The following is a 23,378-nucleotide window of genomic DNA, read 5'->3' as shown; positions in this document are numbered from 1 at the left end:
GCAGTCCCCTGTGGGAGCCGGGCTTGCCCGCGATGAGGCCATCAGCAACACCGAAAAGCTAAAGCCTTACAGCAACGGCTCATCCGGCTTCTTGTGCTTCCAGCCGTCATTGCCCGGCAGCAGCAGATTCAATGCAATCGCTACCACCGCACACAGGGCAATGCCCTTCAGGCCAAAGTCATCCGGGCCGGTGCCGGTACCTACCAGCACGCCGCCAATCCCGAACACCAGGGTCACCGACACAATCACCAGATTGCGTGCTTCGCCCAGGTCGATCCTGTGGCGGATCAGGGTGTTCATCCCCACCGCAGCAATCGAACCGAACAGCAGGCACAGAATCCCGCCCATTACCGGGACTGGAATGCTTTGCAGCAGCGCGCCGAACTTGCCGATAAACGCCAGGCTGATGGCAAACACCGCCGCCCAGGTCATGATTTTCGGGTTGTAGTTCTTGGTCAGCATCACTGCGCCCGTCACTTCCGCGTAGGTCGTGTTGGGCGGGCCGCCGAACAGGCCGGCAGCGGTGGTGGCGATACCATCACCCAGCAGCGTGCGGTGCAGGCCAGGCTTCTTCAGGTAGTCGCGACCAGTCACGCTGCCCACTGCAATCACACCACCGATGTGTTCGATGGCCGGGGCCAGGGCTACCGGGACGATAAACAGGATCGCCTGCCAGTTGAATTCCGGCGCGGTGAAGTGGGGCAGGGCGAACCACGGTGCGGCAGCGATCTTCGCTGTATCGACTACACCGAAGTAGAACGACATGGCGAAACCCACCAGCACGCCGGAGATGATCGGCACCAGGCGGAAAATGCCTTTGCCGAACACCGCCACGATCAGCGTGGTCAGCAGCGCCGGCATCGAGATCAGCATGGCGGTCTGGTAGTGGATCAACTCGCTACCGTCACCCGCCTTGCCCATCGCCATGTTGGCGGCAATCGGCGCCATGGCCAGGCCGATGGAAATGATCACTGGCCCGATCACCACCGGCGGCAGCAGCCGGTCGATGAAACCGGTGCCCTTGATCTTCACCGCCAGGCCCAGGAAGGTGTAAACGAAACCTGCCGCCATCACGCCGCCCATGGTCGCCGCGAGGCCGAACTGGCCCTTGGCGAGAATGATCGGAGTGATAAACGCAAAGCTCGACGCCAGGAACACCGGCACTTGGCGCCCGGTGACCACTTGGAACAACAAGGTGCCCAAGCCTGCGGTAAACAGGGCGACGTTTGGATCGAGACCGGTGATCAGCGGCATCAACACCAGCGCGCCAAATGCTACGAAGAGCATCTGTGCGCCAGACAGGATCTGGCGCCAAAGCGGGTCGTTGAATTCATCCTGCATGGTCACGCGTCCTTCTGCTTGGTACCGAAGATCTTGTCGCCGGCGTCGCCCAGGCCCGGGATGATGTAGCCGTGTTCGTTCAGGCGTTCATCGATCGAGGCGGTGTAGATCAGCACGTCCGGGTGGGCTTTCTCGACGGCGGCGATGCCTTCGGGGGCGGCCACCAGCACCATGGCGCGGATGTCCTTGCAGCCGGCTTTTTTCAGCAGGTCGATGGTGGCAACCATCGAGCTGCCGGTGGCGAGCATCGGGTCGATGATCATCGCCAGGCGCTCGTCGATTTCCGGTACGAGTTTTTCCAGGTAGGTGTGGGCCTGCAGTGTCTCTTCGTTGCGGGCCACGCCCACGGCGCTGACCTTGGCGCCCGGGATCAGGCTGAGTACACCTTCGAGCATGCCGATACCGGCGCGCAGGATCGGTACCACGGTAATCTTCTTGCCGGCGATTTTCTCGACCTGGACGGGACCACACCAACCGGCGATCTCGTAGTTTTCCAGGGGCAGGTCTTTGGTCGCCTCGTAGGTGAGCAGCGCTCCGACTTCCTGAGCAAGCTCGCGGAAGTTCTTCGTGCTAATGTCGGCGCGGCGCATAAGGCCGAGTTTATGTCGGATCAGCGGGTGGCGGATCTCACGGATGGGCATGGGGAAAGGCTCCGGCGGCGGGCAAAAAAAGCGGCCTAGATTAATCTATCCGAGGGTGTTGTCCTATAGACATCTAGTACGTTAGTCCATTAAGGCTTGAACGTTGCGCCTCACATGCGTACCTTTGCCCGCTTTTCTTGCCACAGCACCCCCTTGGAGAGCGCCATGTCCGCTGATCTCGAGCATATCCGTCAAATCATGCGCGAGGCTGACTGCCTGTACACCGAAGCGCAAGTCGAAGAGGCCATCGCCAAGGTCGGCGCGCACATCTCCCGTGAAATGGCCGACACCAACCCGGTGGTCTTTTGCGTGATGAACGGTGGCCTGATTTTCGCCGGCAAATTGCTCACCCATCTGCAATTCCCGCTGGAAGCGTCCTACCTGCACGCCACCCGCTATCGCAACGAAACCAGCGGCGGCGACCTGTTCTGGAAAGCCAAGCCGGAAGTCTCGTTCATCGACCGCGATGTGCTGATCATCGACGACATCCTCGACGAAGGACACACCCTGGGCGCGATCATCGACTTCTGCAAACACGCTGGCGCGCGTAAAGTGCACACCGCCGTGCTGATCGACAAGAACCACGACCGCAAGGCCCGTCCGGACCTGAAGGCCGATTACGTAGGCCTGCCATGCATTGACCGTTACATCTTCGGTTACGGCATGGACTACAAAGGCTACTGGCGTAATGCCAATGGGATCTACGCCGTTAAGGGGATGTAATCAATGGCCAGCTTTCTTGATCAAACGCTGTTTGCAGAGTTGGCCGAGAGAGCGGCTGACAGTCCTCGTGGCCGGCATCACCACAACTTTCATCAGATGGAAGAGCCATGCCATCGCATGGTCGTCGCAATGCAGCCCAACACCTATGTGCCGCCTCATCGTCATCTGAGTGCCGATAAGGCGGAAACCTTGCTGGTGCTGAAGGGCCGTCTTGGCTTGTTGATTTTCAGCGAGACCGGCGAGGTGCTGGCCAAGCGCGTGATGCAGGCGGGCGGTGAGTGCCAGGGCGTTGATTTGCCGCCCGGGGTGTTTCACGGCCTGGTGGTGCTGGAGCCCGATACTTTGATGTTCGAATGCAAAGCCGGACCGTATCGACCGGTGGGCGAGGGTGAGCTGGCCAGTTGGGCTCCCCGTGAAGGCGACGCTGAAGTGGCTGAGTATCAGCGCTGGATGCTTGCCCAGTTCGATTGAGCTAAAGTGCTGGGCCATCTTCCACGGAGCGGCCCATGCGCCTTTTGATCCGCAGTTGCGCCGCCCTGGCGCTGACCCTCAGTTTGCCCCTGGCGGCCGCTCCGGCGCCGTTGCACAGCCAGTTCCTGCCGCCTGACGACCTGACCTTGCGCGCCGAAGCTGCGGACCAGCAGCAATTGCTGCAAGTCACCGAGTATTCGGTGGTGGTCGGCAACCAACGCCAATCCACCCAGCAGCCGATCCCGGTGACCTCGCCGTTGATGATCCGCCTCAAGGGCAAGCCCCTGAACAAGGGCGCGACCCTCGCCCAGGTGATCCTCAACTTCGATGCCGAAAGCAAAAGCCTGAAAAAACCGGTGTTCGACGATAAAAGCAAAACCCTGACCTTGTCGTACCCGATGACCCAGTATCGGGTGATCGTCGATCTGCTGCGCAACGACACGGTCTATGTGCAGTTCCTCAGCTACGCCAACGGCCATATCTGGGCCGATTTGCACACCGGGGCGGTGCGCGCCAAATAATCCAGCCGACGCGGATTCGGTGGCGTAAATACAGTCAATGTGGAAGCTGGCTTGCCTGCGATAGCGGTGGGTCCGTTGGCTCATCTGTTACTGATGCACCGCTATCGCAGGCAAGCCAGCTCCCACATTGGTTCGCGTCGCTTTCGAAGCCGCTGTGCCGCAGGTAAACTGCTTTTCCCGTGTAAATGTCTGCAGGCTGGAGTCGGTAATGCGTAAAGATAAGAAACAGGTGATTGGTGATGAAATCGGCGACGAGCAAATCAAGCTGTTCCTGGATTTCGAGCCGGTAGACGCCACTTCGCCGTCCCTGCACAAGCTGATCAAGGCCTACCGTGGCCTGCGTATCGACGACTTCGAGCGCTTCCTGGGCTTTTTCAAGGAAGCCGGCCTGGACCTCGATGGCAAGGACGAGCATGGCCAGACCTTCGTTGAAGTGATCAAGGACCAGCGCAACGCTGCTGAGTACATCGAGCTGATCGAACAAGCTCGCGGCTGATTGTTGCGGGCGAAAAAAAACGCCCCGTTCGGGGCGTTTTTCGTTCCTGCGTTCTGCGTGGGAATGCATCAACTGACGCTCTGCGTCACGACGCTCAAGCGTAGCTTTCGGTCTCGCTGCTCTGCTCAACCAGTTCCAGGCTGATGTTGTTCTGCGTGTTGATCTTGCGATACAGCTCGGCATCGGTCTCCAGGACCTTTTCCCGAGCCGGGAAGATCTCGTGCAGCTTGGCAGCCCATTCACCGGCCGCTTTGGTCGGGAAGCAGCGTTCGATCAGTTCCAGCATGATCGACACCGTCACCGAAGCGCCTGGGGATGCGCCCAGCAGGGCGGCCAACGAACCGTCCTTGGCCGCAACCAGTTCGGTACCGAATTGCAGCACGCCGCCTTTCTTCGGGTCTTTCTTGATGATCTGCACCCGTTGGCCGGCCACTTCCAGGCGCCAGTCTTCGGCTTTCGCCTCGGGGTAGAAGCGACGCAGGGATTCCAGGCGCTGCTCCATGGACTGGCGCACTTCGCTGACCAGGTACTTGGTCAGGTCCATGTTGTCCCGGGCCACGGCCAGCATCGGGCCGATGTTGCCGGCGCGAATCGACAGGGGCAGGTCAAGGAACGAGCCGTGTTTGAGGAACTTGGTGGTGAAGCCGGCGTAGGGCCCGAACAGCAGGGACTTCTTGCCGTCGACCACACGGGTGTCCAGGTGCGGCACCGACATCGGTGGCGAACCCACGGCCGCCTGACTGTAGACCTTGGCCTGGTGATGCTTGACCACTTCCGGGTTGTCGCAACGCAGCCACTGGCCGCTGACCGGGAAACCGCCGAAGCCTTTGCTTTCTTCGATGCCCGAGGCTTGCAGCAGCGGCAGGGCCGCGCCACCGGCGCCGAGGAACACGAACTTGGCGTCCACATCACGGGAATTGCCGCTGTTGACGTCCTTGATGCTCACGGTCCAGCCGGCGCCGTTGCGCTTGAGGCCGGTGACGCGCTTGCTGTACTTGACCTGGGCATCCGGTGCGCTGGTCAGGTGCGAGAGCAGTTGGTTGGTCAGGGCGCCGAAGTTGACGTCGGTGCCGTTCATCACGCGGGTGGCAGCAATTTTTTCGTCCAGCGGGCGGCCGGGCATCATCAGCGGCATCCACTCGGCCATCTCGCTGCGGTCTTCGGTGTAGTGCATGTCCGAGAACGCGTGGTGCTGGCTGAGGGTTTCAAAGCGCTTCTTGAGGAACGACACGCCTTTCTCACCCTGTACGAAACTCAGGTGCGGCACGGGGCTGATAAAGGACTTGGACGAGCCAAAGGTGCCTTTCTTGGTCAAGTAAGCCCAGAACTGCTTCGACACCTCGAATTGGGTGTTGATGTGCACGGCTTTCTTGATGTCGATGGAGCCGTCAGCGGCCTGCGGTGTGTAGTTCAGCTCACACAGCCCGGCGTGGCCGGTACCGGCGTTGTTCCACGGGTTGGAACTTTCCGCGGCACCCGAATCCATCAGCTCAACGACTTCCAGCTTGAGGCCGGGGTCGAGCTCTTTGAGCAGTACGGCGAGGGTGGCACTCATGATGCCCGCACCTACCAGTACTACGTCGACTGCTTCGTTATGCGCCATTTAACGCGTCTCCAAAATCTGCAGCACCAAATTGACGGCATGGCTGCCAGGAGTGACGGGGCGGTTCACGTGATGCCCCAGGTTACCCATGGCCAGGATCGCCATGTCCGATTCTTCGCAATTTATCGCAAGCGGACGCTGCCGACCGGGCCTGATCTGCGTATGAACGCATTTAAGGGCACCTGTGGCAATTCGACTTATGGTCAAGCTCGTCCGATCGTGCAACCAAATCCGTAGCGGACAGGCTTCAAGCTCCGGTTTTTGAGGAGTACTCGGTCCTGTGTGGTGGGGCTGTTCCAGACGCTGATGGTGCTTGTACAAACGCAAAACTATTCATTTGCTCGCCACACTCTTGTGAAGTTGTGAAAACCCGTTTTTTTCACGCTCTTTTGAAGACGTGAACCTCAAAAAAGGGCTGCCCCAGCCTGGCACCTGGCCCGAAATCACTGCCGGCAAGCGGCAAAACGGGCAAACAACTCAAGTGGCCGAGCGCATGGCAGCTCTGGCAGATTCGGGTAAAGACGATGGTTTGCAGAGAAAACAGCAAGCTCGCCAGCTTCACTCGATCTGTGTGGGCGGCTCTCTGTGGGCGGTGCGGGGAGCTAATACCAGTGCATTAGCGATGCTGCGAGGCCCGATCAGGAGACGTCCTTATAATCGGGGGGAGATTGTAGCGAAGAAATGCGCGCAAATGGGCGTGTTTAATGACTTTTATTAGCAGTCTGGTCAGGAGGCCAACACATGCCGTTGCTGTGGCTGCGAAACCCGTGGGTTGATGCGGGCGCTGGCCGGCAGCGGGCGGTGCATCCAGCTCAGGCGAGTCTCTTCGACTTCGACCCAGCCTTCGCCGACGGGCGGCAGGCTGCACTGCTTGAAGGCCTGGCAGCAGCCTTGGGCGTCGAGCAGGGCGAAATGGCGAAGATGGTCGTGGGAAAAGAACAATGATTTGAGAAGGCGCATTATTTTGTACCCGGTTCGTTACATGCTGCGAAGATTGGCAGTCTGGCATGACAGTGGGGTGACGGTTCTGTGTGAAAATTGTAATTTCGCTGACAGTTCAGGCGCCGTTCAGGAATTCTGGTGAGTGGCGAGCGCTCACCGTTATACTGGCGCCCTGTTTGCATCTAGTCCTGGAGAAATGAGTATGTTGCAACGCCTGTTGTTCGGTTTGATCACTGTGACCAGTTTGACCCTGGTTGGCTGCGCCCACAGCCCGCAACAACTCAGCCCGCAACCGAAAATCACCACCCAGCTGGCGCCTGTCGGCCATGGCCAGCCGGTGTCGGTGCGTGTGGTTGATGGGCGTCCGTCGCCGACCCTCGGCACCCGTGGCGGCCTGTACCCGGAAACCAGTGCCATCACGGTGACCGGTGCGGACGTGCTGCCCAAGCTGCAAGCCCAGGCCGAAGCGGCCGTGCGCCTGTTGGGCTTCACCCCGTCCAACTCGCCCGGTGCTCCACAACTGACCATTACCCTGGCCGAGCTGAAGTATCAGTCGCCCAAGGAAGGCCTGTACGTGACTGAAGCCACCATCGGCGCGACCTTCAAGTCCGACGTGACTGCCGGCACCCGTCGCTACAGTGGCCGTTACGGTGCCTCCCTGGACCAGCGCTTCGGCATGGCGCCGAATCAGGAAACCAACACCAAGCTGGTCAGCGATGTGTTGAGCGATGCCCTGACGCGTCTGTTCAAGGACCCGAGTATCGGTTCGCTGCTCAGCTCGCAATAACTGTCAGGCGGGCGCGGAGCGCCCCAGTCGGCATTCCTTTGCGGCGCGTGGGAACGATCAACCGGGCTCAGCGATGAGCCCGGTTTTTTTACGCCTGCGGTTTTCATGCCGCCGTTTCGACATAAAAGTCCAGCACACTCACCCCAGTCAGTAAATCCAGCTCCGGCAGGTCGGCATGCTGATGCCCGCCGAGGGCGCAATACACCAGCCAGTGGCGGTCCTGCACATTGAACGCGAGGCCGCCTACCAGCGCCTCTTGTTCGTCGCTTGGGGCAATCAAATACAGTCGATCCTGGTTCTGCGCGTGCAACATGACAAGCTCCCGGGCTTTCGAAGGGCAACAGAGTGGCTTGTTAAGGTGACGTTCAGGTGACGCTGTAAATTACTGGATACATTAGCCGTCAATGGGGAAGGAGTAATAACGCGCAGGCGGCGCATATCATTCAGGTTTGTATCTGAACTGATACCAAGACACTGAAACATCGAGGTTTGCGATGTCGCTGACCGCACTACTGCTCAATTCCCTTGCCCTGTTGCTGGCCTGCCCGGCGGCTTGGTTGCTGTTTATCACGCGCCTGCGGGAACAGCGCGCGATAGCCAGGCTTGCCGCGCAAAGCGAGCTGCGTGCCATTGATCAACCGATGCTGTTTCTTGATGTGCTGACCCAGCGTACCCATCGCCTGTTCTACCGGCTGGGGTTTGCCTGTCTGGGGCTGGCATTGCTGGTGTCCTTGTTCAGTACCCGATTGTAAGAGCACCCTGAAACAAATGTGGGAGCGGGCTTGCTCGCGAAAGCGCGGTGTCAGTCAATAGATGATTGGCTGATCCACCGCCTTCGCGAGCAAGCCCGCTCCCACATTAGGTTTGCGCGGTTGCGGGTACCGGGCTACAGGGCAATCCCGGCCCTGACCCGGTACTGATTCCTCACTGGCGTCGCGTATTGCAGCACCAGATACGGCCGATGCTCGGCCGGGCACGCATTCAAGCGCCGCTCCCACTCGGCTTTCGCCTTGGCCAACTCATCTGCCGGGAATACCTCGGCTGCGGTCGGCACCTGCAATTGCGGGTCGGCATCGCTCCATTGGGCGTACGCCAGGTAATGCACCGGGAACAACCGATAACCGCCCAGGATCTGCCGGTCCATCTCGATCGCCAGCAGCTTGGTGTCTTCGAAGGCCTGGGTGATCGGTGGCGCGAAGTTGACGTGTACCCGGCCCTTGTAGCCGGTGATACCCAGGGCAATGCTCACGTCATCTTCCCCCGGCGCCTTGCTGTAGGTGCCGGTGGTGGCGCGGATGTATAGCTCGCGGGCCTTGGCTGCGTCGCACGGGTCGTATTCGTAGCTGATGGACACCGGCGTCAGGTTCAGTGACTGAATGACCTCGGCGAACGGCTCGTCCTTGCGGCTCATGTGGAACATCTTGAGGATCGCCGACTCGGTGCGATCATCCCCATCCTTGGCGCGGCCTTCGGCCTGGGCGATCCAGATCGACTGGCAGTCGTTGCGAATCGAATGGTTGATGTACGCCGACAACAACTGATAAGCCGCCATCTTCTCTTTGCGCCCGGTAATCGAGCGGTGCACGATGAAACTCTTGTTCAGGCGCATCAGGTCGCTGACAAACGGCTTTTGCAGCAGGTTGTCGCCGATGGCGATGCGTGGCGTGGGCAGGCCGGCGTGGTACACGGCGTAGTTGACGAAGGCCGGGTCCATCACGATGTCGCGGTGGTTGGCCAGGAACAGGTAGGCGCTGCCAGACTTGAACTGCTCGACGCCGGTATAAGTTACGCCGTCGGTCGCTCGCTCTATAGTGTGGTCGACGTAAAATTCGACTTTGTCCTGCAGCGTGGCCACGGTGGTGACGCCGGCGAACTCACGGCGCAGTTTATGGGCGATCATCGGCTTGAGCAGCCAGCCGAAGGCGCCGGCAAAGCGCGGGAAGCGAAAGTGGGTCAGGATGTCCAGAAAGGCCTTGTCACTGAACAGTCGGGCCAGCACTGCCGGGACTTCGCTGTCGTTGTAAGGTCGGATGGTATCGAATTCGCCCATCATGCTCTCTTGTTAGAAACGGCTAGGGTAAGTAAAGGGTTGGAACAATAAATATCAGGGCGTGGTCCGGGCAATTGGCCGGGACGAAAAATAGCCCTGTAAATAGACCGGCGATTATACGCACAAGTCACCTTGGAGACCGCGATGGAAGAGGAGTCGTACGAATGTCCTTATTGTGGCGAGGTAGTCACGGCGTTACTGGACCTGTCGGCAGGCGATCAGGAATATATAGAAGATTGCCCGGTGTGCTGCCGGCCCATCGTTTTCGAACTGCAGGTGCATGGCGACGAATGGATGCTCAACGTGCGCAGCGAGAACGAATAAAGGTACGCCCATGCAGCGAATCTACGAGCCGGAAAACCTGATGGAAGGCGAGCTGCTGCAAGGCATGCTCGAAAGCGAGGGCATCACCGCGCATCTGGTAGGACGCGATTTGCTCGGTGGCACGGGCGAATTACCGATCTATGGTCTCCTGGCCTTGGCGGTGGAGAACGACCAGGCCGCTTATGCCCGCGAGCTGATTACCGCCTACAACGGTGCGCAACCGTTGCCCGGTGATGAACCCGACAGCTTCCCCGACGTGTTGGTCTGTTAGGCTGTCGGCCAGTTTCTCCAAGAGTCGTGTTGCCCCATGTGTGGACGTTATGCCCTGTTTCGCTGGAACCCCGCGTTTGCTGCCTTGCCGGGCTTTCCGGCCGACCAGCAGGCCCAGTGGAACATTTCTCCGAATGATTCGGTGCTGATCCAGCGCCTGAGCGACGGCCAGCACACCCTGGCGCGGGCGCGCTGGGGCCTGACGCCGCCCTGGCTGACCGATCTCTCGCGCACCCCGGCCCATGCCCGGGCGGAAACCCTGGCAGAGCAACCGATGTTTCGCGAAGCCTTTCGCCAGCGCCGCTGCCTGTTGCCGGCCAATGGGTTCTACGAATGGCGCGGCACCCAGCGCAAGCGCCCGTACTGGCTGACGCCGGGGGAGGGCAGCACGCTGTTCTTTGCGGCGATCTGGGAAGCGTATCCGGTGCAGGAACAGGTGTGGCTGAGTACGGCGGTGGTGACCCAGGCGGCGCAGAGCCAGCGCCGGCCGCTGATCCTGGATGCGGCGGGGCAGGCAGCCTGGCTGAACCCCGAGACGCCGTTGCACACCTTGCAGGCTTTGTTGGCCAGTGAACCCACCGCGTTGCGCGAGCGGGTGTTGGCCAATATGGTCAACGACCCGAAGCTGAATGGACCGGAGTGCCTGACTCCGGGTTGAGTTAGATGTTGAATCAGCTGGCCTCTTCGCGAGCAAGCCCGCTCCCACATTTGATTGCATTCCACAGGTGAAAATCGGTCGAATGTGGGAGCGGGCTTGCTCGCGAAGGCGGCCTGAAGGGCGCCGCCAGCTAAACCTTGAACTGATTGATCAACCGCCGCTGCTGCTCCGCCAGCTTGGTCAGGTCCGCGCTGGCCGCGCTCGACTCATCCGCCCCACCAGCGACTTCATTGGCCACCTGCCCGATATTGATCACGTTACGGTTAATGTCCTCGGCCACCGCGCTCTGTTCCTCGGCGGCGCTGGCGATCTGGGTGTTCATGTCGTTGATCACCGACACCGCCTGGGTAATGGTCTCCAGCGCCTGAGCCGCCTTGGCCGCGTGTTGCACGCTTTCATCGGTACGGTTCTGGCTGTCTTCCATCACCCGCACCACGTCGCGGGTGCCTTGCTGCAGTTGCTGGATCATGGTCTGGATTTCTTCAGTGGCCTTTTGAGTCTTCTGCGCGAGATTGCGCACCTCGTCGGCCACCACCGCAAACCCGCGTCCCTGTTCTCCGGCCCGTGCGGCTTCGATCGCTGCGTTGAGCGCCAGCAGGTTGGTCTGCTCGGCAATTCCGCGAATCGCTGTAAGGATGGCATTGATGTTTTCGCTGTCCTTGGCCAGCGCCTGCACCACACCGACCGCCTTGCCGATTTCCTCGGCGAGGGCACCGATGGAGGTGGAGGTGTCGCGCACAATCTGCATGCCCTGGCTCGCCGCTTGATCAGCGTGGCTGGCGGCTTGTGCGGCCTGGGTGGCGTTGCGTGCCACGTCCTGGGCGGTCGCGGTCATCTCGTGCACGGCGGTGGCCACCTGGTCGATCTCGACCATTTGCTTGTGCACGCCCTGGTTGGTGCGAATCGCGATGTCGGCGGTGTGCTCCGACGAGTCGCTGACCTTCTGCACCGAACTCACCACCTGGGTAATCATCCCCTGCAACTTGGCCAGGAACGTGTTGAAGCCGCTGGCAATCGCCCCCAGTTCGTCGGCGCGATCACTGGTCAGGCGTCGCGTCAGGTCACCTTCGCCCTGGGCGATGTCATTGAGCATCGCCACCATTTGCTTGAGCGGCCGGGCAATCCCGTGACCCACCAGCCAGATCACCAGCAAGCCAATGCCGGCGATCAGCAGCCCGGCCACGGCCATGCCGAAAATATCGGTTTTGCGCTGGGCGTCGAGGTCGTGTTGCATCGCCTGCAAGTCCGCCATCACCGCGCTCAAGGGCAGTTGCAGCAACAGGGTCCAGCGGGCATCGGTCTGGCCGATGTTGAACGGCAGGAACAACTCGATATGCCCGTGTTCCTTATCCACGTCGTAACGCACTTCGCCGATCTTTAACTGGCCGAGGTTGGACAGCTCGTTGCTGTCGAGCAGGTCGCTGGCTTTTTCCCCCAGCTTGCTGGCGTCCTTGGTATAGGCCACCAGGCGGCCGTTGCTGGAGATCAGCGCCAGTTCACCGGCGCCGTTGTACAAATTCTGATCAGCCTTGGTGAGCATTTCCTGGATGAAGTTCACCGACAGGTCGGCGCCGACGATGCCCTGGAAGGTGCCGTCGATCATGATCGGTTCGATAAACGAAGCAAGCATCACCATTGCGTTGCCCACCTTGTAAGGGGCCGGGTCGATGGCGCAGGGCTTTTTGCTTTCCTTGGAGCACAGGTAGTACTCACTGGCGCGCACACCCGTGGACAGGATGGTCTGGTCCGCCACGTCGGCGAGTTTATCCAGGCCCAGGCTGCCGTCGGCATTACGGAACCACCACGGCAGGAAGCGCCCGTTGGTTTCGATACCCACCACCGGGCTGTTCACGTAGGCGGCGTCGTTGTGGTCGATGGCGTTGGCTTCCCAACCAATATAGGCGCCGAGAATCTTCGGGTTACGCACCACGGTTTCGTGGATCAGGTTGATCAGTTGTTCGCGGGAAACGGTCAGTTGCGGGTTGCCGTTGGCGTCCTTCATGCCCATCAGGGCGTTGACGGTGGCCAGGCCCTTGGCCGTCACCAGCGGTGCTTCGAGTTCGCGCTGGATCAGCGTCGCCTGGGTGTGTGCCAGCGCCGTCAGGCGTTGTTCGATGATCTGTTCGAATTGCCCTTGGGTGCGTTCCTGCACCATCTCCTGGGTGCGCGCGCCGGCGAACAAGGCGTACAGCACCAGCACCGCCACCACGCTCAGGACAATGGCCCCGGCCAGGGCTGCGACAGAAAATTGAATCGACTTGAACTTCATGACGGCTCCGAGCGCGGGGTGAGATTAGCTGCTTGTTTGTATCGGCCGCGGGCGGGGGAGACATGAGGGCGACACCCTCGAAATGACTGTGCCGGATCGGCGAATGTCGCAAATGGAATGATTGCCAGCGTTTATGAATTTTTTGCGGCAGTGTGGGATGTATCTGAAAATAGACGGCTACACGTCTGTTGTATCTGGCGTCGATACAATTGGCCGACTACGATACGCGCCATGTTTTCAGGGAGCAGGTTGATGAAAAAGACAGTAGCGGTATGTGCATTGGGCGCGGCGGTATTGCTCGCCGGTTGCCAGTCGGTCAACACCACCAGCGGCGGTGCCGTGGGCGTTGAGCGCAAGCAGTACATGTTCAGCATGTTGTCGAGCCAGGAAGTCGACCAGATGTATGCGCAGTCGTACCAGCAGACCCTGGGTGAAGCCAGCGGCAAAGGCCTGGTGGACAAGACCAGTGCCAACGCCAAGCGGGTGCAGGCGATCGCCAACCGCTTGATCGCCCAGGCGCCCACTTTCCGCCCGGACGCGGCGCAGTGGAAGTGGGAAGTGAACCTGATCAAAAGTGACGAGATGAACGCCAACTGCGGGCCAGGCGGCAAGATCTTTGTCTACAGCGCGTTGATCGACAATCTCAAACTGACCGACGACGAACTCGCCGCCGTGATGGGCCATGAAATTGCCCACGCCTTGCGTGAACACGGCCGCGAAGCCATGTCCAAGGCCTACGGTATCGAAATGGCGAAGCAGGGGGCCGGTGCCTTGTTCGGCCTGGGTCAGGACAGCCTGGCGCTGGCCGATACCGTGGCCAACTACGGCATGACCTTGCCCAACAGCCGCAGCAACGAAAACGAAGCGGACCTGATTGGCCTGGAGTTGTCGGCGCGTGCCGGTTACAACCCGAACGCGGCGATCACCCTGTGGAACAAAATGGCCAAGGCCTCGGAAGGTTCGCCACCTGAGTTCATGAGCACTCACCCGGCCTCCGACAGCCGGATCGCCTCGTTGCAGGCGGCGATTCCGAAGGTGATGCCGTTGTATCAGCAGGCCAAAAAGTCCTGATTTATAAGACTGAAATGCAAATCTGAATGTGGGAGCCCGGCTTGTGTGGGAGCCGGGCTTGCCCGCGATGCAGGCACCTCGGTGTGTCAGTTGCACCGAGGTGATGCTATCGCAGGCAAGCCAGCGCCCACCAAAGCTCAGCCCCCCTATCGGGTTGCGTTTAGATCCAGCCGCTGCTCTGCATGGCCTTGTACACCGCAACAATGGCCAGGATGAAAAACGCCGTAGCCGCCAGTCGACGAATCAGCGTCAGCGGCAATTTATCCGCTGCAAAATTCCCCGCCAGCACCACGGGTACGTTGGCAATCAACATGCCCAGGGTCGTGCCGATAATCACCAGCCACAGTTCCGGGTATTGCGCCGCGAGCATCACGGTAGCGATCTGGGTCTTGTCGCCGATTTCCGCGAGGAAGAACGCGATCAGGGTGGTCAGGAAGGGCCCGAACTTGCGTGCAGTACTGGTTTCGTCATCGTCGAGTTTGTCGGGTACCAGGGTCCAGAGCGCCGTGGCACAGAAACTCGCCGCGAGGATCCAGTGCAACACCGCATCCGAGAAGAAACTCCCGAACCAGGCCCCCACGGCACCGGCGGCCGCATGGTTGGCGAGGGTCGCGGCAATGATGCCGGCGATGATCGGCCAGGGTTTGCGAAAGCGTGCAGCGAGAACGAGTGCGAGCAGTTGCGTCTTGTCGCCAATTTCGGCCAAGGCAACGATTGCGGTAGGGACGAGCAGAGAATCCAGCATCAGGTAGGTTCCAGGGGCGGGTCGACACGGCTATGACACGTACAGCCTTCCCGCCCCGGGTAAGGTGTTCGTGTCATAGGTCTTGTCAAACCCCGGTCCGTCTGTGCGGACTCCTGGGTCGCATACGCCATGGCCTGTTGACCAAGTATGTTGACGTATGCCGGACGAGCGTGGCGCTCGTGGGAGACTACTCCCCTAGGACGGAGCGGATTCTGCCTAGGCAAAATCCATTCGGCAAGCCTTCTTTCGGAAAAAGATTTCAGCCACGCTTGGCACGGTAAACGCGGAAACCCTGGCCTTCTGCCTTGATTGCGCACACGCCAAGATGCTCTTCAATCAGCGGCTGATACTTCAGGAAGCTGTTTGCAACCAAGCGCAGTTCACCGCCTTTTGCCAGATGTTTGGCCGCTTTTCGCAGCAAGTTCTCTGTGGCGAAATAATCGGTGTGCACCCCGACATGAAACGGTGGGTTGCTCAGAATCGTGTTCAGATTCATCGGCGCTGCGTCGATGCCATCACCGGTCAACACCTCGGCTTCCAGACCGTTGGCCGCCAAGGTCAGGCGACTGCTGGCGGCGGCAAAGGCATCCACGTCGAGCATCGTCACCGTGTTATGCGGGTAGCGACGTTTCACGGCGGCTCCAAGCACGCCCGCCCCACAACCGAAATCCAGCAAGTGACCGCTTGGCAACTTGTCCAGATGCTCCAGCAGCAGCGCAGTACCGCGATCCAGGCGACCGTGACTGAACACGCCCGGCAAGCTCACCACCTTGAGTGGCCCTTCAGCCAGCGGCACCTCGAACACCTGCGCCAGGCTTTCCAGCTCGACTGGCGCGGGGGCGTTGGCCACCGTGACCAGCCACAGCTGGCAGTGCCGCGCATTGTCGAGCTTGCGCGGTTTACCGAACGGGTTCAGTTGCTTGGCCGCGCTTTCGATACCGCCTTTTTTTTCTCCAACCAGGTACAACTCCTTGCCGGGCAAACGCGCCGCCACGGCATTGAGCAGGTAGTCGGTGAGGTCCTTGGACTTGGGCAGGAACACCACCGCCGTGTCGAACGAACGCTCGGGCACGTTCACGCCGAACTGGCTGCGCTCGGCAAAACGCGCGTCCAGTGCGGCCTGGTCGCCGGCATGCCAGCTCCAGCCATGGGCATTGGGCAGGCGGCCCAGCAGGTCGTCGGCGGGCAAGCCCACCAGCAGCACGTCGCCCTGAAAAAGTTCGGCCTGGCGAAGCAGTACTTCACTGCGCGGATCCATGGTCTGCTCCTTGAAAAGGGGCGCAGTTTATCAACTGACGACCCGCAGCGGGGCGCCGCTGAAAAAGCCTTGGGCGTTTTCGATCAATTGGCCGACGATCCGCTGCCGCGCTTCGCGGCTGCCCCACGCATTGTGGGGCGTGACGATCAGGCGCGGTATGTCGCCGGCCAACAATGGGTTGCCGTTGACCGGGGGTTCCACACTCAACACATCGGTCGCCGCGCCGCCCAGATGACCGCTGCGCAGGGCATCGGCCAAGGCTTGTTCATTGATCAGACCACCGCGGGCCGTGTTGACGATGAAGGCGCCGGGCTTGAGCAAGGCCAGTTCACGGGCACCGATAAAGTCGCGGGTGTGCTCGTTGAGCGGGCAGTGCAGGGTCAGCGCGTCGACCTGCGCCAGCAACTCGTCCAGCGGCACGCGATCGGCACGGGCCGGACGGCCTGGAATCGCACCCAGGATCACGCGCATACCAAAGGCTTCAGCCAGGCGCGCAACGGCACCGCCCAATTCGCCATGGCCCAGCAGCCCGAGGGTTTTGCCTTCCAGCTCGACGATCGGATGGTCCAGCAGGCAGAACTGCTTGGCTTTTTGCCAGAGCCCCGCCTGCACATCCCGCTGATAGTCGTTCAGGCGCGTCACAAGATTGAGCAGCAGCATGATCGTATGCTGCGCCACCGACGGCGTGCCGTAACCCTGGCAATTGCTCACGGTAACGCCGTGGGCGCGGGCGGCGACCAGGTCGACGTTGTTGGTGCCGGTGGCGGTCACCAGGATCAGCTTCAGCTCGGGGCAGGCCGCCAGGGTCTCGGCATTCAGCGCGATCTTGTTGCTGATGGCCACCTGCGCGCCTTGCAGGCGTTCGACAATGTTTTCGGGTGTGGTCTGCTGGTGCAGGCTCAGCTCGCTGAAGAGTGCCCGCAACCCGCTGAGGTCCAGGTCCCCGAGGTCCAGGGAGGGGTGATCAAGGAAGACGGCGCGGCGATTGTTCATTATCAACTGTACCTTTTGCGACGAGGTTCGAAGGCGTAATCTGCCGAGCCTATCAGATGAAATAATCAGTTACTTCCTGGAGTCTGCATGTACCTCACCGAGTTCTTGACCGTGGCACTGATTCACCTGTTGGCGGTGGCCAGCCCTGGCCCGGACTTTGCCGTGGTGGTGCGTGAAAGCGTGACCCATGACCGGCGCGCCGGCACCTGGACGGCGTTGGGCGTCGGCTCGGCGATTTTCCTGCACGTGGGGTATTCACTGCTGGGCATCGGCTTGATCGTGTCCCAGTCCATCGTGCTGTTCAACGCATTGAAATGGGCGGCCGCGGCCTACCTGCTGTACATCGGCTTCAAGGCCCTGCGCGCCCAGCCGGCCAAGCCTGCCAGCGAAGAAGACCTGCACCTGGAAGTGGGCGAGCGCACCGCCCGTGGCGCGTTCACCTCGGGTTTTGTGACCAACGGCTTGAACCCCAAGGCCACGCTGTTCTTCCTGTCGCTGTTCACTGTGGTGATCAATCCCCACACGCCGCTGGCGATCCAGGCCGGTTACGGCGTGTACCTGGCCGTGGCCACCGCGATCTGGTTCTGCCTGGTGGCCATGCTGTTCAGCCAGCAGCGGGTACGTGCCGGTTTTGCACGCATGGGCCACTGGTTCGACCGCACCATGGGCGCGGTGTTGATTGCCATTGGTGTGAAGCTGGCGTTTACCAGCATGAAATAAGCTGGATGCTGGCGCAAAGCTAGCATTCATTGGGCTCTGCAAATCATTCCTTTGGCTGATTTGGCTGAAACATAAGCGCTCTACAGTGCAGATGTTTCAGCCAAGACCGTGCAGTCAGATAAGGGATTCGTATGTTGCAGACTCGTGTTATCCCGCCCGCCGAAGGCGCCTACCAATACCCGTTGTTGATCAAACGCCTGTTGATGTCCGGGACACGCTATGAGAAGACCCGGGAAATCGTCTACCGCGACCAGTTGCGTTACACCTATCCGACCCTGATCGAGCGCGTCGCCCGCCTGGCCAATGTGCTGACCGAGGCGGGCGTCAAGGCTGGCGACACCGTGGCCGTGATGGACTGGGACAGCCACCGCTACCTGGAATGCATGTTTGCTATCCCGATGATTGGCGCGGTGATCCACACCATCAACGTGCGCCTGTCGCCGGAGCAGATTCTGTACACCATGAACCACGCCGCGGACCGTTTTGTGCTGGTCAACAGCGAGTTCGTGGGCCTTTACCAAGCTATCGCCGGCCACCTCACCACCGTCGACAAAACCCTGCTGCTCACCGATGGCGCGGACAAAACCGCCGAGCTGCCCAACCTCGTAGGCGAGTATGAAACGCTGCTGGCAGCAGCAAGCCCGCGCTACGATTTCCAGGATTTCGACGAAAACTCCGTCGCCACCACCTTCTACACCACCGGCACCACGGGCAATCCCAAAGGAGTGTATTTCACCCACCGCCAATTGGTGCTGCACACCATGGGCGTGGCGACCATCATGGGCAGCGTCGACAGCGTGCGCCTTCTGGGCACCAACGACGTCTACATGCCGATCACCCCGATGTTCCATGTGCACGCCTGGGGCTTGCCCTATGTGGCGACCATGCTCGGCCTGAAGCAGGTTTATCCCGGCCGCTACGACCCCGAATACCTGGTGGAGCTGTGGCGCAAAGAGAAGGTCACGTTCTCCCATTGTGTGCCGACCATCCTGCAAATGGTGCTCAACGCCAAGGCCGGCCAGGGCGTGGACTTCGGCGGCTGGAAAATCGTCATCGGCGGCAGCGCCCTCAATCGTTCGCTGTATGAAGCGTCGAAGGCTCGCGGGATTCAGCTGACGGCGGCGTACGGCATGTCCGAGACCGGGCCGCTGGTGTCCTGCGCCCACCTCAATGAAGAATTGATGGCCGGCACCGAAGACGAACGCACCACCTACCGCATCAAGGCCGGCGTGCCCGGGCCATTGGTGGAGGCGGCGATCATCGACGGCGACGGCAACTTCCTGCCTGCCGACGGCGAATCCCAGGGCGAACTGGTGCTGCGGGCGCCATGGCTCAGCGAAGGCTATTTCAACGAGCCGGAGAAGGGCGCCGAGCTGTGGGCCGGCGGCTGGATGCACACCGGCGACGTGGCCACCCTCGACGCCTTCGGCGTGATCGATATTCGCGACCGCATCAAGGACGTGATCAAGACCGGCGGCGAGTGGATTTCCTCCCTGGCGCTGGAAGACTTGGTCAGCCGCCACCCGGCGGTACGTGAAGTAGCGGTGGTGGGGATTGCCGACCCGCAGTGGGGCGAACGCCCGTTTGCGTTGCTGGTGGTGCGTGATGGCCATGTGATAGGGGCCAAGGAGCTCAAGGAGCATCTCAAGCCATTCGTGGAGTTGGGCCACTTGAGCAAGTGGGCGATTCCAAGCCAGATCGCCGTTGTTACGGAAATTCCCAAGACCAGTGTCGGCAAGCTCGACAAAAAACGTATCCGTATCGACATCATCGAATGGCAGGCCAACAACAGCACCTTCCTCTCCACCCTCTGACGCTGCTTGCCGTGCCCTCGCGGGCACGGCAGCGCTCTAGTCCAAGCCTTCACTTGTGATTTGCCAATTTTCAGCCATCCTTCTCGCGCTGGTCTTCGCCAGCATGGCGAAAGGGTTGTGGCAGACGGGTTGGTGATGCAAATCACACTTTAGAGGGATCAAGCGCTACCCCCTGCTGGCTATAGTCCATCCCAGAGTTTTTCAAGGTGCGGTGCTGTGAACCTGGCGGGTTCATCTGTTCGCCCGGCATTGGAATCGTTGTATTCCGGCCGTTACAAGCCCTTAGAAACGACTCACTGCCATAACAATAATGCACATGGAGTAGCGTCGATGATCTCAGCACACCAGTTCTGGCGCCGGGCAAGACTGCCCTTGGCCGTCAGCCTCGCCTCTACGCTCGCCGGGCCTGCATTCGGCGTCAGTTTCAACATCGGTGAAATCGAAGGCAGCTTCGACTCGTCCCTGTCGGTCGGGGCCAGTTGGTCGACCGCAGGTCGCAATAAAGACCTGATCGGTGCCAACAACGGTGGCAGGGGGTTGTCGCAAACCTCGGATGACGGTCACCTGAACTTCGACAAAGGTGATTCCTTCTCGAAGATCTTCAAAGGCATTCATGACCTTGAGTTGAAATACGGCGACACCGGCGTGTTTGTCCGGGGCAAGTACTGGTATGACTTCGCGCTGCAAAACGAAGACCTGGATTTCAAGAACGTCAGTAACGACCATCGCCCAACCGGCGCGCGGTCTTCCGGCGGGCAGATTCTCGATGCCTTCATCTACCACAACTACTCGATTGCCGATGAGCCGGGTTCCGTGCGTCTGGGCAAGCAGGTAGTGAGTTGGGGCGAAAGCACCTTTATTGGTGGCGGGATCAACGCCATCAACCCGATTGACGTGTCCGCGTTCCGTCGTCCGGGGGCCGAGATCAAGGAAGGCCTGATTCCGGTCAACATGTTCTACCTGTCGCAAACCTTGACCGATAACTTGTCGGCTGAGGGCTTCTATCAGATTGGTTGGGACAAGACCGTTACCGATAACTGCGGCACGTTCTTCTCGCAGCCGGACATCGTTACGACGGGCTGTAACGACAACTTGCGGGTACTGAACAAGCGCTCGACGATCAACCCGGCCGCTATACCGACCTTGAATGGCTTGGGCGTGGACATCAACGACGAAGGTGTTTTGGTGCGCCGCGGTCCGAACCGTAACGCCCGCGACGGCGGGCAGTACGGTTTCGCGATGCATTACAACTTTGAGCCGCTGGACACCGAGTTCGGTGCCTACTACATGAACTATCACAGCCGTGCGCCGATTTTCAGTGCCACCGGCGCCTCTCAGTCGGTCTACAACAGGGCGCCCTTTTTGGGGACGGCTGCTCCGTTGGTCGTGGCGGGTAACTCGCAATACTTCATGGAGTATCCCGAAGACATCCATCTCTTTGGTTTGAGCTTCTCTACCACATTGCCTACGGGGACGGCCTGGAGCGGCGAGGTCAGCTATCGGCCGAACGCACCTGTGCAGTTGAACTCTACAGACATCCTGTATGCCGGCGTGGTGCCTTTGGGCGGCCCGGTGTTGGGCAACGCCTCGCTGTTGAAAGGGGTGCCGGGGCAGGACCTGCATGGTTACAACCGCAAGGAGATCACCCAACTCCAAACCACCTTCACCCACTTCTTTGACCAGGTCATGGGCGCCAGCCGCCTGACGCTGGTGGGCGAAGTCGGCATGACCTATGTCGGTGGCTTGGAGAGCAAATCCAAAGTGCGTTACGGACGTGATCCGGTGTTCGGCCCAGGCACTCTGCCTAACGGCGCATGCCCTGCGCTCAACAACTCCACCGCCCAAGGCGCCGGCCTGCCTAACGCCAATGGCCTGAATACCAACTGCAACAATGACGGCTTCACCACCGCGACTTCCTGGGGCTACCGCGGCCGGGCGATCTGGGAATACCCGGACGTGTTTGCCGGTGTAAACCTCAAACCTAACGTGGCCTGGTCGCACGACGTCAAAGGCTACTCGCCTGGCCCTGGCGGCAACTTCGAAGAGGGCCGCAAGGCGGTCAGCCTCGGCCTGGATGCTGAATACCAGAACACCTACACCGCAAGCCTGAACTACACCAACTTCTTCGGTGGCGACTTCAGCACCGTGGATGATCGCGACTTTATCGCCTTAAGCGTCGGCGTGAACTTCTAAGCACACTCTCTTTAAGCAGTATGTTTTAAGGAAGAACCAGAACATGAAAATAACTAAAAATCTGTTGCAGGTGGGTGTGCTGGGGCTGTCGATCATGGCGGGTAGCGTCATGGCGGCAGTCTCGGCCGATGAAGCCGCCAAGCTCGGCACGACCCTGACCCCGATGGGCGCTGAAATGGCCGGCAACGCGGCCGGTACCATCCCTAAATGGTCGCCACTGCCCACCAACGCCGGCGCCGTGGATGCCCGTGGCTTCCTGGCCAACCCGTACGCCAGCGAACAACCGCTGTTCACCATCACCGCGCAGAACGTCGAGCAGTACAAGGACAAGCTGGCGCCGGGGCAGTACGCGATGTTCAAGCGCTACCCGGACACCTTCAAGATGCCGGTCTACACCACCCATCGCGGCGCCACGGTGCCGGCTGATGTGTTCGCCGCCATCAAGAAGAACGCCACCAGCACCAACCTGGTGTCCGGCGGCAACGGCCTGGAAAACTTCGAAACCGCCGTGCCATTCCCGATTCCGAAAAGCGGCGTTGAAGTGATCTGGAACCACATCACCCGCTATCGCGGTGGCAGCGTGACCCGCCTGGTGACCCAGGCCACGCCGCAGACCAACGGCTCGTTCAGCCTGGTGTACTTCCGCGACCAGTTCGTGTTCCGCGACAAGATGAAGGATTACGACCCGAAAAATCCGGGCAACATCCTGTTCTACTTCAAGCAGCAAGTGACCGCGCCGGCACGTCTGGCCGGTGGTGTGCTTCTGGTGCACGAAACCCTCGACCAGGTGAAAGAACCACGTTCGGCGTGGGTCTACAATGCCGGCCAGCGCCGTGTGCGCCGGGCACCGCAAGTGTCCTATGACGGCCCGGGTACCGCCGCTGACGGCCTGCGTACCTCCGACAACCTCGACATGTTCAACGGTGCACCGGACCGCTACGACTGGAAACTGGAAGGCAAGAAAGAGCTCTACATCGCCGAAAACAGCTACAAACTCGACGATCCGAAGCTCAAGTATGTCGACATCATCAAGGCCGGCCACATCAACCAGGACCTGGCGCGCTACGAGCTGCGCCGTGTGTGGCATGTGGTTGCAACCCTGAAGGAAGGCCAGCGCCACATCTACGCCAAGCGTGATTTCTTCATCGACGAAGACACCTGGCAAGCTGCGGTCATCGACCACTACGACGGTCGTGGCCAATTGTGGCGCGTGGCGGAAGCCCATGCCGAGAACTACTACGACAAGCAAGTGCCGTGGTACGCCCTCGAAACCCTCTACGACCTGCAGTCCGGCCGCTACCTGGCACTGGGCATGAAGAACGAAGAGAAACAGGCCTATGACTTCGGCTTCACCGCCACCACCAGCGACTTCACCCCGGCGGCCCTGCGCCAGGATGGTGTTCGCTAACCCGCTGTAAACGAGGCCGCATCCTCGAAAAACGCCCCGACTGGTTCGGGGCTTTTTTTTGCGGGACCACTGTGGCGAGG

General features: G+C 60.4%; 25 protein-coding genes and 1 riboswitch. Of the genes, 15 read left to right on the top strand and 10 right to left on the bottom strand.

Going from position 1 to position 23,378, the window contains the following annotated elements:
* Positions 1-66 precede the first annotated feature (66 nt).
* Both LIY45_RS12295 and upp read right to left on the bottom strand, forming a co-directional pair.
* A complete protein-coding gene (locus tag LIY45_RS12295; protein WP_226476495.1) occupies positions 67-1,341 on the bottom strand; it encodes a uracil-xanthine permease family protein in 1,275 nt (424 codons plus the stop codon).
* A 2-nt stretch (positions 1,342-1,343) separates the two neighbouring features.
* The gene (upp, locus tag LIY45_RS12290) at positions 1,344-1,982 is read right to left on the bottom strand and encodes a uracil phosphoribosyltransferase (protein ID WP_003216149.1); all 639 of its coding nucleotides are present in this window, start codon (positions 1,980-1,982) and stop codon (positions 1,344-1,346) included.
* A gap of 165 nt (positions 1,983-2,147) precedes the next feature.
* On the opposite strand from upp, the gene LIY45_RS12285 reads away from it, so the two are divergent.
* From LIY45_RS12285 to LIY45_RS12270, 4 genes are all read left to right on the top strand, one after another.
* Entirely contained in the window at positions 2,148-2,705 is a 558-nt protein-coding gene (locus LIY45_RS12285; RefSeq protein WP_076014418.1) for a hypoxanthine-guanine phosphoribosyltransferase, read from the top strand.
* A 3-nt stretch (positions 2,706-2,708) separates the two neighbouring features.
* Entirely contained in the window at positions 2,709-3,176 is a 468-nt protein-coding gene (locus tag LIY45_RS12280; protein ID WP_226476494.1) for a WbuC family cupin fold metalloprotein, read from the top strand.
* Between the two features lie 35 nt (positions 3,177-3,211).
* Positions 3,212-3,697 (top strand): hypothetical protein, encoded by a 486-nt coding sequence (locus tag LIY45_RS12275; protein WP_226476493.1) that lies wholly within the window; start codon positions 3,212-3,214, stop codon positions 3,695-3,697.
* Between the two features lie 208 nt (positions 3,698-3,905).
* A complete protein-coding gene (locus LIY45_RS12270) occupies positions 3,906-4,193 on the top strand; it encodes a PA4642 family protein (protein ID WP_063027173.1) in 288 nt (95 codons plus the stop codon).
* Positions 4,194-4,287: 94 nt separating this feature from the next.
* Here LIY45_RS12270 and mqo read toward each other — a convergent pair whose 3' ends face one another.
* Complete coding sequence (gene mqo / locus LIY45_RS12265) at positions 4,288-5,796, bottom strand: malate dehydrogenase (quinone) (RefSeq protein ID WP_063027175.1); 1,509 nt, start codon at positions 5,794-5,796, stop codon at positions 4,288-4,290.
* 397 nt (positions 5,797-6,193) lie between these two features.
* Between mqo and LIY45_RS12260 the strand changes: the two genes are divergently transcribed.
* Positions 6,194-6,514, top strand: a complete 321-nt coding sequence (locus tag LIY45_RS12260; protein ID WP_152416375.1) for a hypothetical protein — start codon at positions 6,194-6,196, stop codon at positions 6,512-6,514.
* 8 nt (positions 6,515-6,522) lie between these two features.
* Here LIY45_RS12260 and LIY45_RS12255 read toward each other — a convergent pair whose 3' ends face one another.
* Entirely contained in the window at positions 6,523-6,756 is a 234-nt protein-coding gene (locus tag LIY45_RS12255; RefSeq protein WP_017477714.1) for a hypothetical protein, read from the bottom strand.
* A 184-nt stretch (positions 6,757-6,940) separates the two neighbouring features.
* On the opposite strand from LIY45_RS12255, the gene LIY45_RS12250 reads away from it, so the two are divergent.
* A complete protein-coding gene (locus tag LIY45_RS12250) occupies positions 6,941-7,525 on the top strand; it encodes a YajG family lipoprotein (RefSeq protein WP_003216157.1) in 585 nt (194 codons plus the stop codon).
* A 103-nt stretch (positions 7,526-7,628) separates the two neighbouring features.
* Here LIY45_RS12250 and LIY45_RS12245 read toward each other — a convergent pair whose 3' ends face one another.
* Positions 7,629-7,838, bottom strand: a complete 210-nt coding sequence (locus tag LIY45_RS12245; RefSeq protein WP_008434269.1) for a hypothetical protein — start codon at positions 7,836-7,838, stop codon at positions 7,629-7,631.
* Between the two features lie 181 nt (positions 7,839-8,019).
* On the opposite strand from LIY45_RS12245, the gene LIY45_RS12240 reads away from it, so the two are divergent.
* Complete coding sequence (locus LIY45_RS12240; RefSeq protein ID WP_226476492.1) at positions 8,020-8,277, top strand: hypothetical protein; 258 nt, start codon at positions 8,020-8,022, stop codon at positions 8,275-8,277.
* A 134-nt stretch (positions 8,278-8,411) separates the two neighbouring features.
* Here LIY45_RS12240 and LIY45_RS12235 read toward each other — a convergent pair whose 3' ends face one another.
* Positions 8,412-9,575 carry a 1-acyl-sn-glycerol-3-phosphate acyltransferase gene (locus LIY45_RS12235; RefSeq protein ID WP_226476491.1) on the bottom strand — a complete coding sequence of 388 codons (1,164 nt, stop codon included), beginning with the start codon at positions 9,573-9,575 and terminating at the stop codon, positions 8,412-8,414.
* 144 nt (positions 9,576-9,719) lie between these two features.
* On the opposite strand from LIY45_RS12235, the gene LIY45_RS12230 reads away from it, so the two are divergent.
* Genes LIY45_RS12230 through LIY45_RS12220 form a run of 3 tightly spaced genes read left to right on the top strand, consistent with a single transcriptional unit; the run spans position 9,720 to position 10,827 of the window.
* Entirely contained in the window at positions 9,720-9,899 is a 180-nt protein-coding gene (locus tag LIY45_RS12230; protein ID WP_017477711.1) for a CPXCG motif-containing cysteine-rich protein, read from the top strand.
* Positions 9,900-9,909: 10 nt separating this feature from the next.
* Complete coding sequence (locus tag LIY45_RS12225) at positions 9,910-10,170, top strand: DUF2007 domain-containing protein (protein ID WP_017477710.1); 261 nt, start codon at positions 9,910-9,912, stop codon at positions 10,168-10,170.
* Positions 10,171-10,206: 36 nt separating this feature from the next.
* A complete protein-coding gene (locus LIY45_RS12220; protein WP_003216163.1) occupies positions 10,207-10,827 on the top strand; it encodes an SOS response-associated peptidase in 621 nt (206 codons plus the stop codon).
* Positions 10,828-10,957: 130 nt separating this feature from the next.
* Here the strand turns inward: LIY45_RS12220 and LIY45_RS12215 are convergent, their stop codons facing one another.
* A complete protein-coding gene (locus LIY45_RS12215; protein WP_226476490.1) occupies positions 10,958-13,096 on the bottom strand; it encodes a methyl-accepting chemotaxis protein in 2,139 nt (712 codons plus the stop codon).
* A 252-nt stretch (positions 13,097-13,348) separates the two neighbouring features.
* On the opposite strand from LIY45_RS12215, the gene LIY45_RS12210 reads away from it, so the two are divergent.
* The gene (locus tag LIY45_RS12210; RefSeq protein ID WP_076014407.1) at positions 13,349-14,167 is read left to right on the top strand and encodes a M48 family metallopeptidase; all 819 of its coding nucleotides are present in this window, start codon (positions 13,349-13,351) and stop codon (positions 14,165-14,167) included.
* Between the two features lie 160 nt (positions 14,168-14,327).
* Here LIY45_RS12210 and LIY45_RS12205 read toward each other — a convergent pair whose 3' ends face one another.
* The 3 genes from LIY45_RS12205 to LIY45_RS12195 all read right to left on the bottom strand — a co-directional run bounded on the left by LIY45_RS12205 (position 14,328) and on the right by LIY45_RS12195 (position 17,166).
* Positions 14,328-14,912: a TMEM165/GDT1 family protein gene (locus LIY45_RS12205; protein ID WP_017477707.1), complete on the bottom strand. Its 585-nt coding sequence runs from the start codon at positions 14,910-14,912 to the stop codon at positions 14,328-14,330.
* Positions 14,913-15,000: 88 nt separating this feature from the next.
* A riboswitch (yybP-ykoY riboswitch) is annotated at positions 15,001-15,120 on the bottom strand.
* A gap of 51 nt (positions 15,121-15,171) precedes the next feature.
* Positions 15,172-16,170, bottom strand: coding sequence for a class I SAM-dependent methyltransferase (locus tag LIY45_RS12200; RefSeq protein WP_226476489.1), 999 nt, complete (start codon positions 16,168-16,170; stop codon positions 15,172-15,174).
* A gap of 30 nt (positions 16,171-16,200) precedes the next feature.
* Positions 16,201-17,166 (bottom strand): 2-hydroxyacid dehydrogenase, encoded by a 966-nt coding sequence (locus tag LIY45_RS12195; RefSeq protein WP_226476542.1) that lies wholly within the window; start codon positions 17,164-17,166, stop codon positions 16,201-16,203.
* A gap of 84 nt (positions 17,167-17,250) precedes the next feature.
* Here LIY45_RS12195 and LIY45_RS12190 point away from each other — a divergent pair, with 84 nt between their 5' ends.
* The 4 genes from LIY45_RS12190 (at position 17,251) to LIY45_RS12175 (ending at position 23,298) form a co-directional block, all read left to right on the top strand.
* Complete coding sequence (locus tag LIY45_RS12190; RefSeq protein ID WP_226476488.1) at positions 17,251-17,883, top strand: LysE family transporter; 633 nt, start codon at positions 17,251-17,253, stop codon at positions 17,881-17,883.
* A 131-nt stretch (positions 17,884-18,014) separates the two neighbouring features.
* Complete coding sequence (locus tag LIY45_RS12185) at positions 18,015-19,697, top strand: fatty acid--CoA ligase (RefSeq protein WP_017477704.1); 1,683 nt, start codon at positions 18,015-18,017, stop codon at positions 19,695-19,697.
* Between the two features lie 330 nt (positions 19,698-20,027).
* Positions 20,028-21,890: a DUF1302 domain-containing protein gene (locus tag LIY45_RS12180; protein WP_226476487.1), complete on the top strand. Its 1,863-nt coding sequence runs from the start codon at positions 20,028-20,030 to the stop codon at positions 21,888-21,890.
* Between the two features lie 43 nt (positions 21,891-21,933).
* Entirely contained in the window at positions 21,934-23,298 is a 1,365-nt protein-coding gene (locus LIY45_RS12175; protein ID WP_017477702.1) for a DUF1329 domain-containing protein, read from the top strand.
* Positions 23,299-23,378: the final 80 nt, after the last annotated feature.

Source organism: Pseudomonas sp. MWU16-30323, assembly GCF_020515595.1.
GTDB lineage: Bacteria > Pseudomonadota > Gammaproteobacteria > Pseudomonadales > Pseudomonadaceae > Aquipseudomonas > Aquipseudomonas yamanorum.
Note: the sequence above shows the minus strand (reverse complement) of the source record. Positions and strands in the feature narration are given on the sequence as shown.